This is a genomic window from Sphingobium aromaticiconvertens (assembly GCF_037154075.1).
Lineage (GTDB): Bacteria > Pseudomonadota > Alphaproteobacteria > Sphingomonadales > Sphingomonadaceae > Sphingobium > Sphingobium aromaticiconvertens.
Window position 1 is genome coordinate 206,713 of record NZ_JBANRJ010000001.1, and the last position, 11,888, is coordinate 218,600.

The following is an 11,888-nucleotide window of genomic DNA, read 5'->3' on the forward strand; positions in this document are numbered from 1 at the left end:
AATTATATTGTGCATGAGCGAAAGGTCCGCGATGCTTCAGGAACCGGACAGTAGGGCGCGCGATGAGCGAACGCCCAGAAGCGGCCGACCCCAGGCCAGAGGATAACCACGACACCTTCGTCGAGGCGGCGGAATCGCGCGCCGAGTCTCAATCGAGACATGACGAGGATGACCGGCTGAAACCCGAATTCGTCTCCGCCGTGCTGGATGCGGTGGAGGCTGGCGACAAAGACGCGGCACGCGACCTCGTCTCCCCGTTGCACCCCGCCGACATCGCCGACCTGCTGGAACTGACCCCGTCCGATCAACGCGGCGAAGTGGCGGCAGCGCTGGGCGATCTGGTCGGTGCCGAAGTGCTGTCGGAACTCAACGATTATGTGCGCGACGACCTGCTCGACGCGCTGGCGCCCGAACAGGTCGCCGAGTTCGCGGCCGAACTGGATACCGACGACGCGGTAGCAATGATCGAGGATATGGAGGAAGCCGACCAGCAGGCGGTCCTCGACGCCCTCGACCCCGAGGACCGCGCCGCGATCGAAAGCGCGCTGTCCTATCCCGAAGAATCCGCCGGCCGCCTGATGCAGCGCGACCTGGTGGCCGTGCCCGAACATATGACGGTCGGTCAGGTGATCGACTACTTACGCGATATGCCCGACCCGACCACGAATTTCTGGGAAATCTTCGTGGTGGACGAGGCGCACAAGCCAATCGGCACCTGCCAGCTTAGCTGGATTCTGACCTGCCCGCGCGCCATCGCCATGTCCGACCTCATGCAACGTGAGCAAACCCTGATCCCGGTCGATATGGATCAGGAGGAAGTCGCGCTGCGCTTCCAGAAATATGCGCTGATCTCCGCCGCCGTGGTCGATACCAATGGCCGGCTGGTCGGCATGATTACCGTCGATGACGTGGTCCACATCATCTCCGAGGAAGCGGGCGAGGACATTCTTCGCCTGTCCGGCGCGGGCGAGGGCGATATCAACGAGCCGGTGCTGGACAGCTACAAGGCGCGGGTGCGCTGGCTGCTGACCAACCTGATCACCGCGCTGGTCGCCTCTACCATCATCGGTATTTTTGAAGGGACGATCCAGCAGATGGTCGCGCTGGCCACGCTGATGCCAATCGTCGCGGGTGTAGGCGGCAATGCAGGCAGCCAGACCATGGCCGTCACCGTCCGGGCGCTGGCCACCAACCAGATCACCGCATCGAACGCCAAACGCACGATCCTGCGCGAGATGCGGGTCGCCTTCCTGAACGGCGCGACGGTCGCCATCGTGCTGGGCATCGGCGTTGGCCTGGTCTTTCAGAACCCACATCTGGGCGCGGTGATTGCCGCAGCGATGGTCACGAACATCCTGACGGCCGGATTTGCGGGCGCGGCTGTTCCACTGGCGTTCGACCGGATGAACGCCGACCCTGCGGTCGCCTCCTCCATCTTTGTGACGATGATCACCGATTCAATGGGTTTTCTGGCCTTTCTGGGCCTGGCCACCGCAGCGGGATTGACTGGCTAAAGCCGCGCCCCATCTTTGATGCCATCATGCCGCTGCACCTGACCAAGATTGCTTTTCAGAGCGAAAGTCCCGCCACCCTACGCGCCTGGCTGGAAAGCCATGGGCCGCATGGCGAGGCGCGACTGACCACCCGCTATTTGCCCAAGCGGGTCGAAGAGATGGCAGGCGGGTCGCTCTACTGGATTCACGGGCATATGCTGGTGGGACGCAGCCCCATATTGGGCTTTCAGGAGACGGGGCAGGGCCGCTACTGGATTCGGCTGGAGCCACGCCTGATAGCGGTCCGATCCGCGCCCAAGCGCGCGCATCAGGGCTGGCGCTATCTGGCGGACGCGGATGCCCCCGCCGACCTTGGCGACGGCGAAGCGGATGAACGCGATGCGATGCCGCCAGCAATGCTGGGTGAATTATCGCGGCTAGGACTGGTCTAAACGCGATACATCAGATGAAGATTATTTGGCGGCTTCGGCACGCTCCAGTTCGGCCGGCTTGCGCTTGGCAAAGAGGGCGGCGAGCTTTTTCTCCTCATCCGCCGTCAGTTCCTTGGCCGCAGCGGGGAACATCTCTTCCTCCTCCTCATCAATGTGGTGGAGGTACCGCTTCTTCATCTCCGCGAACTTCCTGTTCCAGGCGTCGCCATCCATCTTGAGGCCATCCAGCTCCTCAAGATAATCGTCGATTTCCTTATGTTCGGAAACGCTGTGCTGGGCATCCTCGCGCAAGTCGGGGCGCGCGAGCATGGTGGCGTAGAGAGATTCCTCTTCGGCGGCGGCATGCGCCGTCACTTCCACCTTGAACTGCTCGAACAGTTTTTCGCGACGATCAGGCTCGCCCTTTGCGTCGATCAGCTTGTCGAGAAGCTGGCGATGCGCGTCATGGTCCTGCTTCAAACGGTCGAAGATTGTTGTGTCGGCCATGTGATGTCCTCCGGGTTACCAAAGGAAAAGCCATGAACCGGCATTTGTGTCCGCAGTCGGAACCGATCAGCCGAAAAGAGCGCGATAGATGATCGCGACAGGAATCCACAGCAGCGCGCCGAAAATGCTCGCGCCCCAAAGCTGGATAAGATCGCGACGAAAACGCAACGCGAGGCCTGCCGTCGGCAACCCGCCCTGATCGAGCATGACCCAGCGATGTTCCAGCGCCCGTGCTGCCATGGCGAAGCCGCCGATCGCAATGATGATGCCAAGATGGAGAACGAGCGATCCACCCGTTTTTGCGATGATGAAAATCTGGAGCAGGGCAAAGGTCACAAGCGCGGCGGCCAAATGGCTACTGATACGCTTGGCGTAGGCAGTACGAGAGGGCACAAGTACACCACTGTCGAAGGCTGAAGCCAAATCTCTTCCCCTGCTGATCTGGTGTCATCAGAGTTTCACGAACATGATTCGGGATCAACCCCAAAAAACCGAGGAGGCGAGGTTTTTCACGCAAAAAAGCGCTGCTTGCCCTAAAATTTACGGCCCATTGCTTTCAACGGCGCGATTGCATGCCTCTGCAGCAATCAGGCCTTCTCCAGCGTACACTGGAGTGGGTGCTGGTTCTGGCGGGCAAAGTCCATCACCTGATTGACCTTGGTCTCGGCCACTTCGTAGCTGAAGATGCCGCACACCCCGACACCGCGCTGATGGACGTGGAGCATGACGCGAGTCGCCTCCTCCATATCCATGCGGAAGAATTGCTGGAGGACGTGGACGACGAACTCCATCGGCGTGTAGTCGTCGTTCAGCAGCAGCACCTTATAGAGCGACGGCTTGCGGGTCCGCGTGCGGGTGCGCGTGGCGATACCGACATTAGGGCCGCCATCCTCGCCGTCGTCCTGATCCTTGCCCGCCATCGACAGCGGCATATGCGCCGACAAGCGGGACGAGGATATTGCCGCCGCCAACAGGCGAGGCGAAGAGAAGGGAGCGCCGATACTATTCATGATGGACAGGAATATGGCGAATTTTCTGACGGAGGCAAGGGGGCGAGCAGCGCGTTAACCCCCATTTACGCGCAACCGAACGCCATATCGCCATGCATGCGCCAATGGATCGCCTATTGAAGCCCGACAGGCGTTGCGGCCAGACCAAATGCAAAGGGCGCCCCTTCCCGGTCGGAAAAGAGCGCCCTTGTACCTAGAGCATAATCCGATCCGATTGCATCGGCTCGGCTGCTCTAGTCTTTTGATTTACCGCGTTTTCGCAAGCCAGCAGGTGATTTCACCTGCTTGGAAAACGCTCTAGCTCGACCAGAGGGTCAGCCGGTCGCCAATCAGGCGGCCAGCGACTTGATCTTGTCGGTGACGACGGTCACGCGAGCGGTCAGCGGCTGGGACACTTCATTGGCCAGCTTGATGAACGCTTCGCTGCCCTTGGCGGATTGCTTGCTGAAATCGTCGAAAGCGCTGGCGAACAGCTGGCTTTGCAACTGGAAGAACTCGGTCGGCGTCTTGACGGTCGAGAAGCTCTTGATCGTCGCAGTCGCCTTCTCATAGTTCTTGCGGCTATAATCAACGGCATCCTGGCCCAGCGTTTCCATGGCCTTTGCCGCGATCTTGCCGGATTCGACCAGCGCCTCGACATTGCCCTTGGTGATGTCGCTGATTTCTTCCAGCGCCTTGGTCGACTTCTCGACCCCGGCCTTCGCCTTCTCGTTCAGGTCGGCATAAGCCGTTTCCATTTTCGCCTTGGCGTCTTCTGCGAACTTCTTGCCGGTCTCGATCACGTCGTTCATCATCTTGGTTCCTTCTGCACGGACGTCTTGCGCTGTAGGCGCGGGCTTTACTTTGGTGGGTTGGGCTGTTGCTGTTGATGCGGCCTTCACCGGTTCAATCTTGACCTTTGCCGACGTCACTGGCGTGACAGTTTTGGCGGCAGGCTTCGCGGTTGCCTCGACAACCTTTTCGACAACCGGCTCCGGCGCTGCATCGACCGCCGTCGTGGCGGCCACGATGGCTACTGGGTCTGGGGCTACAGGGTCGGGAATAGCGACCTTCGCAGCGACTGGTTTCGGCGCGGCGACCTTCACCGGCGCAGCCTTTTTCGCCACCTTGGGCGCAGCCTTGCTGGCAGGCGCCTTGGGCTTGGTCGGTTCGATCGCGGATTCGGCGGCCTTCAACGCCTCGCTCGCGGACAATATGCCGGGAGCGGCTTTGGGCCGGACTGACTTGCGCGCCGGGCTTCGGCGACTGCTAGGCTTAGGGGTAACGGCCACAACCATCCTCCATTTGTTGCGTTGCACAATATGCATTTTCGCCTTTCAGCGCAAGGCCTATGTTGCGGTGCAGCAAATTTTTGGGGAGCGGCCTATCCCAGATCAGGCGCAGGTCATCGCGATAAAGGCCAGATGGGCCGAGGAACCGCCCTGATTTTTCGAATCAACGCGCCTTTACGTAGCGTCCGGGCGCATCCTCGATCGCCTTCAATTTACCCTTTCCGGGCTGCCGCGCACGCGCGGCAGGGACGGCCTCAGGGGTCAGGTCGCTGATCCATTGCACCCAGTCCGGCCACCAGCTTCCGCTGGTTTCTTTCGCATCCGCAACAAAATTCTCCAGCGAGTCCTTTGCCGCTTCGCAGGTCCAATATTGATACTTCCCCGCCGCGGGCGGATTGACGACCCCCGCAATATGGCCCGACCCTGCCAGTACGAAGCGGACCGGACCGGACAGATGCTCGGTCAGTTTCCACACGCTTTCGAGCGGGGCGATATGATCTTCTTTCCCCGCCTGCACATAGCAGGGGGTCATGATCGTGGTCAGGTTGATCGGCGTCCCCGCAACGCTGATCGCGCCCGGCTGCACCAGCAGATTGTCGCGATACAGGCTGGTCAGATAATCCCTGTGCCAGCGCGCGGGCAGGTTGGTGGTGTCGCCATTCCAGTAGAGCAGGTCAAAAGGCGGATAGTCCTGACCCAACAGGTAATTATTGACCACATAGCTCCAGATAAGATCGCGCCCGCGCAGCAGGTTGAAGGTCGCCGCCATATAGCGCCCATCAAGGAAACCGCCCGAGGACAGTTGATCGACCAGCTTCATCTGTTCATCACCCACGAACAAAGTGAGGTCGCCGGCCATGCTGAAATCGACCTGGGCCGTGAAGAAGGTCGCGCTGGCCACCTTGTCCGCTTCCCCGCGCGCCGCAAGCAGGGCAAGGGTCGCGGCCAGCGTGGTCCCCGCGACGCAATAGCCGATCGTGTGGACGCTGGGCACGTTCAACAGGTCGCGCACCGTGTCGATCGCGTCGATCTGCCCATCCTGAATATAATCGTCCCAGATCACGTCCTTCATCGACGCGTCGGCCGATTTCCACGACACCATGAAGACGGTGATCCCCTGATCCACCGCCCATTTGACGAAGCTTTTTTCCGGCGACAGGTCGAGGATGTAGAAGCGGTTGATCCATGGCGGGAAGATGATCAGCGGCGTCTGCAGCACCTTGTCGGTGGTCGGCGTATATTGGATCAACTGATAGAGCGGCGTTTCCTTCACCACCTTGCCCGGTGTCGAGGCGATGTTGCGCCCCAGTTCGAACGTGCTGCCATCAGTGTGGGTGAGCTGGCCCTTTTCCATGTCGGCCAACAGATGCTGAAGTCCCTTCACCAGATTCTCGCCGCCCGACTCCATCGTCTTTTGCCAGACGAGGGGATTGGTCAGCGGGAAGTTGCTGGGCGAAAGCGCGTCGATCATGCCGCTGGTGGCAAAGCGCAGGCTTGCCTTCTGCTTTGGGTCCACGCCATCGACGGCATCGGCCAGGCGGGTGAGATAGTCGGAGGTCAGCAGATAGCTTTGCCGGATGAGGTCGTAAAAAGGATGCGTGGTCCAGGCCGGATCGGCGAAACGCTTGTCGCGGCGCGCGGCCGGACTGTCGGCTGGCACGGGCAGCGGCTCTTCCCGCAGCAGGCCGCCTGCATCCAGGAAACGCTGCCACAGGGCCATGCCCTCCTCGGCAAAGCTGGTCTGGATCGACGCCACGACCTGCGGCTCGAATGGCAGCATCCGCCCCGTCGCGCCCGCCGCCTGCTCAAGCATCAGTTGCTGGGCGCGGCCAATCACGCTGGTCCATTGCTGCATCTGTTCCAGCGTGGGGAGAGCCGCTTCTGTCGTCGCCGAATCGCTCATCGCCATCTTCCTCTCCCTGGCCCTCTCCGGGCCACTGCTTTCGCTGGCGCGCCCCCGCCAACCGCGATATAGCGACAGCGCGTCGCCCGAACAGGCTGCGCCCACTATCCTCCACGGAGACCTTTCAGGAAAGCCCCTATAATGTCCGAAGAATTTTACCGCATGAAACGCCTGCCGCCTTATGTCATTGCCGAAGTCAACGGCATGCGGGCCGCCGCGCGGGCCGCGGGTGAGGACATTATCGACCTTGGCATGGGCAATCCCGACCTGCCGCCGCCGCCGCACGTCATCGAAAAGCTGATCGAGGTGGCGTCCAAGCCCGACGCCCACGGCTATTCCCAATCAAAGGGGATTCCGGGGCTGCGCAAGGCGCAGGCCAACTATTATGCGCGCCGTTTCGGCGTCGATCTGGACCCGGAAAATGAAGTCGTCGTGACCATGGGGTCGAAGGAAGGCCTCGCCAGCCTCGCCACCGCGATCACCGCGCCGGGCGACGTCGTGCTGGCGCCCAACCCCAGCTATCCGATCCATATGTTCGGTTTCATCATCGCGGGCGCAACCATCCGGTCGGTGCCGACAACCCCGGACGAGCATTATTTCACGGCGCTGGACCGGGCGATGGCCTTTACCGTGCCGCGCCCGTCGATTCTGGTGGTCAACTATCCGTCCAATCCGACTGCGGAGACGGTCGATCTCGCTTTCTACGAGCGGCTGGTGGCCTGGGCGAAGGAGAACAAGGTCTGGGTGCTATCCGACCTTGCCTATTCCGAACTCTATTATGACGGCAATCCAACGCCCTCGATCCTGCAGGTGCCGGGCGCGAAAGACATTGCGATCGAGTTCACCTCGCTGTCCAAAACCTATTCGATGGCCGGCTGGCGCATCGGCTTCGCGGTCGGCAACCGCCAGTTGATCGCGGCCATGACGCGGGTGAAAAGCTATCTCGATTATGGTGCGTTCACGCCGATCCAGGCAGCCGCCTGCGCGGCGCTCAACGGACCGCAGGACATCGTCGCCAAGAACCGCGAACTCTACCACAAGCGCCGCGACGTTCTGGTCGAGAGTTTCGCGCGGGCAGGCTGGGACATTCCCGCGCCCCGCGCCTCTATGTTCGCCTGGGCACCCTTGCCCCCTGCGCTCAAGGATATGGGCAGCCTGGAATTTTCCAAGCAGTTGCTGACCCATGCCAAGGTCGCGGTCGCGCCGGGCGTGGGCTATGGCGAGGATGGCGAGGGCTATGTCCGCATCGCCATGGTCGAGAATGAGCAGCGGCTGCGACAGGCCGCGCGCAACGTGAAGAAATATCTTCAGTCCATGGGGGTCAACACACCCGCCAAGGGTGCGGCCTGATTCCCGGCGACAAGGCAGGGCGCAACCTGTGAGCGGGATCGCCGGCATCCTGCCGTTGCCGCAGGTCACGCATATTGCACAGACCATCCAGTTGACGGTCGCCCCAGTCTTCATGCTGGCCGGGATCGGTGCCTTTCTCAACCTGTGCGCCGGTCGGCTGGCGCGCGTGATCGACCGCGCCCGCCTTGTCGAGAAGGGCGTGCTGGAATCGCGCGGCAAGGAGCATGACCGGCTGGTCGCCGAGATCCGGACGCTCGACCGCCGGATGAGCGTCGTCAACAGCGCCATCTTCCTGTCGGTGGCGTCGGGTTGCGCCATCTGCCTGGTCGTCATCCTGTTGTTCGCGGCAGAACTGTTCCAGGGCCATCTGGGCAACACCATCGCGGTGCTGTTCATTGTCAGCATGGTGTTGCAGGCCGCGGCCTTTGCCACCTTCATTCAGGAAATCCGGCTGGCGTCGCGCACCATCCATATCCGCAACGAAGTCCTCTATCATCAGGCCGAAGAAGAGGCGGATGCGTGAAATGCGCGCCTTGCAGGGGGTGGTCGCCATCGCCTGCCTGGTGCCGCTGATCGCCGGAAGCCGTGGCGCGTTGCTGGGACCAGAATGGATTCGGGGTGTCAGCGACGTATCCGCCGATCTCGACAGCCATTTTCGCTATATGAGCGGTATATTCCTGGGAGTGGGCGTGGCCTTCGTCACCTGCATCCCCGGCATAGCCGCAAAGGGGCCACGCTTTCGTCTGCTGGGTGCGCTGGTGGTTGCGGGCGGATGCGCCCGGCTGATTTCGTTGGCGGCGGTTGGCCCGCCCTCACGCGGACATATCTTTGGCCTCTTCATGGAGCTGGGCGTGGTGCCGCTGCTGATACTCTGGCAGGCGCGGGTCGCCCGACGAGCGGGTCAAGAGCGCGCCTGACGCTTGCCTTCCTTTCGCAGCTCGCCTACAGGCTGGCGCGTCATCTGGGGAGTAGCCAGCCGTTCGCACAATCGAACGGGCCATATGTCAACATATTTGGCCGAGAGGTCATGGCATATGGGACGCGAACGCAGCTTCGTGTCGGGCGAGACCAATGGCATCGGCTTTTTCGTCCCGGCCGGGCGGAGAAGGCCGGTGGCATTGCGTTCTCTTTTCTGCCCGGCCCCGGAAAGACAGCCTGTCCATGGAAGCCCTCTACACCTCCACCGCGCTGGTCGCCCTTGCCGAAATGGGCGACAAGACACAGTTGCTGGCGATGCTGCTCGCCACCCGTTTCCGCAAGCCTCTGCCGATCATCTTCGGCATCCTGTTTGCGACGCTGGCCAATCATTTTCTTGCCGCGCTGGTCGGCCATTCGATCGCGGGTGTGCTGACGCAGGACTGGTTCCGCTATGCCGTGGCATTGAGCTTCATCGCCATGGCCGCCTGGACATTGGTGCCCGATACGATCGACGAGGATGCCCCGTTGAAGGCACCATCGAAGGCGGGCGTGTTCGTAACAACGCTGGTCGCCTTCTTCCTGGTCGAGATGGGAGACAAGACACAGGTCGCGACGGTGGCACTGGGCGCGCAGTTCGACAATCTCTTCGCGGTAACGGCGGGCACGACCTTGGGCATGATGATCGCCAATGTGCCTGCCGTGCTGTTCGGCGAGGCGCTGGCGAAGCGGGTGCCGATGCGCGCGTTGCAGGTTGGCGCGGCGTTGTTGTTTCTGGCGCTGGGCCTGTGGATGCTGGCGAGCCTTCAGGGATGGGTGTAGGGATAGTTGTAGGGTTCGGAGGCCTGATCGCCCGCGGGCTTCTTCGCCGCGCGATGACGATGCTGCGGTGCGACGAAATGTCGCGCAGGCGGTTGTCAGCGGGCGGCGGCTGTTGCAAGGGAGGCGGGACTATTTTTCCCCCGAACAGGATGTGGGACGCGCGATGAAGGATTGTCTGGTTACAGTGTTCGGCGGCGGCGGTTTCCTTGGCCGTCAGGTCGTGCAGGAACTGCTGGCGCGCGGGGCGCGGGTACGCGTGGCGCAGCGCAACATCGGTGACGCGTTCCGGGTGAAGCCTTTGGGCGGCCTGGGTCAGACCCAGTTCGTCGCGGCCGACATCACCAAGCCCAACAGCGTCGCGCGCGCAATCACGGACAGCGATGTTGTGATCAATCTGGTCGGCATCCTGTCGGGCGACTTCGAGGCTGTCCAGCATCTGGGCGCAGCCAATGTGGCCAAGGCTGCGGCTGAGGCGGGCGCCAAGGTGCTGATCCATGTGTCGGCGATCGGCGCGGACGCGGAAAGCCCGGCGGGCTATGCGCGCTCCAAGGCCGCTGGCGAGGTGGCGGTCAAGGCCGCCTTTCCCACCGCGACCATCCTGCGTCCCTCGATCATCTTTGGCCGCGAGGATCAGTTCATCAACCGCTTCGCCAACCTGATCAGCATAGCCCCGGTCGTGCCGGTGATGGCGCCGGACACGAAGTTCCAGCCTGTCTATGTCGCCGACGTGGCCCGCGCGATCGCTAATGCAGCGGGCGATCCGAAAGCGCATGGGGGCAAGACCTATGAACTGGGCGGACCGCAGATACTGTCCATGATGGAATTGAACGCCTGGATCGGCAAGAGCATCGGCCGCGACAAGCCGCTGGTCGCCGTCCCCGCGCCGATCGCCGGCCTGATCGCGACCTTCGGCTTCCTGCCGGGCGCGCCAATCACCAAGGACCAGTGGGCGCTGCTGCAAAAGGACAATATCGTAGCGCCGGGCGTCGCAGACCTGGCCGCGCTGGGCGTTACGCCCACGCCGATGGCATCAGTGGCCGAAAGCTGGTTGGTGCGCTTCCGCCGCCACGGACGCTTTGCCGGGCGCGCCAAGGCCTGATTTTCAGCATATATTTTTCAGGAGAGGGTAGTAACCCCTTCTTCCAGGAGAGGTGAACGGTCCTGCGGGACTGACCAAGGATGCCGCTTGAGAGGGCGCGCATCCTCCTGTCCCGCCGGGGCGGATCTTTAGCGAGGGATAGAACGCACCGATGGACATGCATTATCTGACCGTCATCCTGCTGGGCATTGTCGAGGGGCTGACCGAATTCCTGCCGGTATCCTCGACCGGGCACCTCATCCTCGCCAGCGAACTTCTGGGCTATGACGCATCGGTCTGGGCGATGTTCAACGTCATCATCCAGTTGGGCGCGATCCTGGCGGTAGTCGTCCTCTACTGGCGGACCTTCTGGGCCGTGGGCATGGGCCTGCTGAAGCGGGAGCCGCATAGTTGGCGCTTCCTGCGGAACCTCATCATCGCCTTCATTCCCGCTGCAGTCGTCGGCCTGGCAGTCCATGACTATATCGAAATCCTGCTGGGATCGCCCAAAGTGGTCGCGTGGGCGCTGATCGTCGGCGGCATCGCCATCCTGGCGATCGAGCGCGTGATCAAGGAACAGCGCTTCGTCGGCATCGCCGACATTCCGGTCGTCCGGGTCATTGGTATCGGACTGATCCAGTGCATCTCCATGATCCCAGGCGTCAGCCGCTCGGGCGCAACGATCATGGGCGCGCTGACGCTAGGCGTGGAACGGCGGACAGCGGCAGAGTTCAGCTTCTTCCTCGCCATCCCGACCATGCTGGGCGCAACTGCCCTGGAACTGTTGAAGAAGGGCGACCAGATCACATCGGGCGCGGTTGGCTGGGACAGCATCGCGCTCGGCTTTATTGTCTCATTCATCGTTGCCCTTCTGGTGATCCGCTGGTTCGTGGGGCTGGTGTCCAAACATGGATTCGGCCCTTTTGCCTGGTATCGAATCATCGCCGGAATCGGCGCGCTAGTGTGGCTCAGCGTTAGATAGTCCCGATATGGCCATATTATTTGAAATAATATTGCAGCGCGGCCACAAAATCGTTCAGGCGGCCTGAAATATAGGACAGAAATACTGTCCATATTGTCGGAATCCACGTGACTGCGCGGGTTTTTC

General features: G+C 61.8%; 13 protein-coding genes and 1 riboswitch. Of the genes, 8 read left to right on the plus strand and 5 right to left on the minus strand.

Annotated features, from left to right (window positions below):
- Window positions 1-62: 62 nt before the first annotated feature.
- Together mgtE and WFR25_RS01095 are read left to right on the plus strand one after the other, a co-directional pair.
- Window positions 63-1,514, plus strand: coding sequence for a magnesium transporter (gene mgtE / locus WFR25_RS01090; RefSeq protein ID WP_336967726.1), 1,452 nt, complete (start codon window positions 63-65; stop codon window positions 1,512-1,514).
- Between the two features lie 26 nt (window positions 1,515-1,540).
- Window positions 1,541-1,945 carry a DUF1489 family protein gene (locus tag WFR25_RS01095; protein ID WP_336967729.1) on the plus strand — a complete coding sequence of 135 codons (405 nt, stop codon included), beginning with the start codon at window positions 1,541-1,543 and terminating at the stop codon, window positions 1,943-1,945.
- Window positions 1,946-1,966: 21 nt separating this feature from the next.
- Here WFR25_RS01095 and WFR25_RS01100 read toward each other — a convergent pair whose 3' ends face one another.
- The 5 genes from WFR25_RS01100 to WFR25_RS01120 all read right to left on the minus strand — a co-directional run bounded on the left by WFR25_RS01100 (window position 1,967) and on the right by WFR25_RS01120 (window position 6,615).
- Entirely contained in the window at window positions 1,967-2,431 is a 465-nt protein-coding gene (locus WFR25_RS01100; protein ID WP_336967731.1) for a hemerythrin domain-containing protein, read from the minus strand.
- Window positions 2,432-2,497: 66 nt separating this feature from the next.
- The gene (locus WFR25_RS01105; RefSeq protein WP_336967734.1) at window positions 2,498-2,854 is read right to left on the minus strand and encodes a hypothetical protein; all 357 of its coding nucleotides are present in this window, start codon (window positions 2,852-2,854) and stop codon (window positions 2,498-2,500) included.
- Window positions 2,855-3,018: 164 nt separating this feature from the next.
- The gene (gene clpS, locus WFR25_RS01110; protein WP_336974558.1) at window positions 3,019-3,363 is read right to left on the minus strand and encodes an ATP-dependent Clp protease adapter ClpS; all 345 of its coding nucleotides are present in this window, start codon (window positions 3,361-3,363) and stop codon (window positions 3,019-3,021) included.
- Window positions 3,364-3,770: 407 nt separating this feature from the next.
- Window positions 3,771-4,712, minus strand: coding sequence for a phasin family protein (locus WFR25_RS01115; RefSeq protein WP_336967735.1), 942 nt, complete (start codon window positions 4,710-4,712; stop codon window positions 3,771-3,773).
- 163 nt (window positions 4,713-4,875) lie between these two features.
- Window positions 4,876-6,615 (minus strand): PHA/PHB synthase family protein, encoded by a 1,740-nt coding sequence (locus WFR25_RS01120; protein WP_336967738.1) that lies wholly within the window; start codon window positions 6,613-6,615, stop codon window positions 4,876-4,878.
- A 141-nt stretch (window positions 6,616-6,756) separates the two neighbouring features.
- On the opposite strand from WFR25_RS01120, the gene WFR25_RS01125 reads away from it, so the two are divergent.
- The 6 genes from WFR25_RS01125 to WFR25_RS01150 all read left to right on the plus strand — a co-directional run bounded on the left by WFR25_RS01125 (window position 6,757) and on the right by WFR25_RS01150 (window position 11,762).
- A complete protein-coding gene (locus WFR25_RS01125) occupies window positions 6,757-7,965 on the plus strand; it encodes an LL-diaminopimelate aminotransferase (RefSeq protein WP_336967739.1) in 1,209 nt (402 codons plus the stop codon).
- 46 nt (window positions 7,966-8,011) lie between these two features.
- Entirely contained in the window at window positions 8,012-8,488 is a 477-nt protein-coding gene (locus tag WFR25_RS01130; RefSeq protein ID WP_336974561.1) for a DUF2721 domain-containing protein, read from the plus strand.
- Window positions 8,481-8,882: a DUF4345 domain-containing protein gene (locus WFR25_RS01135; protein WP_336967742.1), complete on the plus strand. Its 402-nt coding sequence runs from the start codon at window positions 8,481-8,483 to the stop codon at window positions 8,880-8,882. Before WFR25_RS01130 ends, WFR25_RS01135 begins: the two co-directional genes overlap by 8 nt.
- A gap of 24 nt (window positions 8,883-8,906) precedes the next feature.
- Window positions 8,907-9,025: riboswitch (yybP-ykoY riboswitch) on the plus strand.
- Between the two features lie 101 nt (window positions 9,026-9,126).
- Window positions 9,127-9,702 carry a TMEM165/GDT1 family protein gene (locus tag WFR25_RS01140; protein ID WP_336967745.1) on the plus strand — a complete coding sequence of 192 codons (576 nt, stop codon included), beginning with the start codon at window positions 9,127-9,129 and terminating at the stop codon, window positions 9,700-9,702.
- Between the two features lie 163 nt (window positions 9,703-9,865).
- On the plus strand, window positions 9,866-10,801 hold the full coding sequence (locus WFR25_RS01145) for a complex I NDUFA9 subunit family protein (RefSeq protein WP_336974563.1): 936 nt from the start codon (window positions 9,866-9,868) through the stop codon (window positions 10,799-10,801).
- A gap of 151 nt (window positions 10,802-10,952) precedes the next feature.
- A complete protein-coding gene (locus tag WFR25_RS01150) occupies window positions 10,953-11,762 on the plus strand; it encodes an undecaprenyl-diphosphate phosphatase (RefSeq protein ID WP_336967746.1) in 810 nt (269 codons plus the stop codon).
- The last annotated feature ends 126 nt before the right edge of the window (window positions 11,763-11,888 follow it).

Coding starts and splice junctions, on each gene's coding strand:
- mgtE (WP_336967726.1), top strand. CDS start 63: ATGAGCGAACGCCCAGAAGCGGCCGACCCCAGGCCAGAGGATAACCAC.
- WFR25_RS01095 (WP_336967729.1), top strand. CDS start 1,541: ATGCCGCTGCACCTGACCAAGATTGCTTTTCAGAGCGAAAGTCCCGCC.
- WFR25_RS01100 (WP_336967731.1), bottom strand. CDS start 2,431: ATGGCCGACACAACAATCTTCGACCGTTTGAAGCAGGACCATGACGCG.
- clpS (WP_336974558.1), bottom strand. CDS start 3,363: ATGCCGCTGTCGATGGCGGGCAAGGATCAGGACGACGGCGAGGATGGC.
- WFR25_RS01120 (WP_336967738.1), bottom strand. CDS start 6,615: ATGAGCGATTCGGCGACGACAGAAGCGGCTCTCCCCACGCTGGAACAG.
- WFR25_RS01125 (WP_336967739.1), top strand. CDS start 6,757: ATGTCCGAAGAATTTTACCGCATGAAACGCCTGCCGCCTTATGTCATT.
- WFR25_RS01135 (WP_336967742.1), top strand. CDS start 8,481: ATGCGTGAAATGCGCGCCTTGCAGGGGGTGGTCGCCATCGCCTGCCTG.
- WFR25_RS01140 (WP_336967745.1), top strand. CDS start 9,127: ATGGAAGCCCTCTACACCTCCACCGCGCTGGTCGCCCTTGCCGAAATG.
- WFR25_RS01145 (WP_336974563.1), top strand. CDS start 9,866: ATGAAGGATTGTCTGGTTACAGTGTTCGGCGGCGGCGGTTTCCTTGGC.
- WFR25_RS01150 (WP_336967746.1), top strand. CDS start 10,953: ATGGACATGCATTATCTGACCGTCATCCTGCTGGGCATTGTCGAGGGG.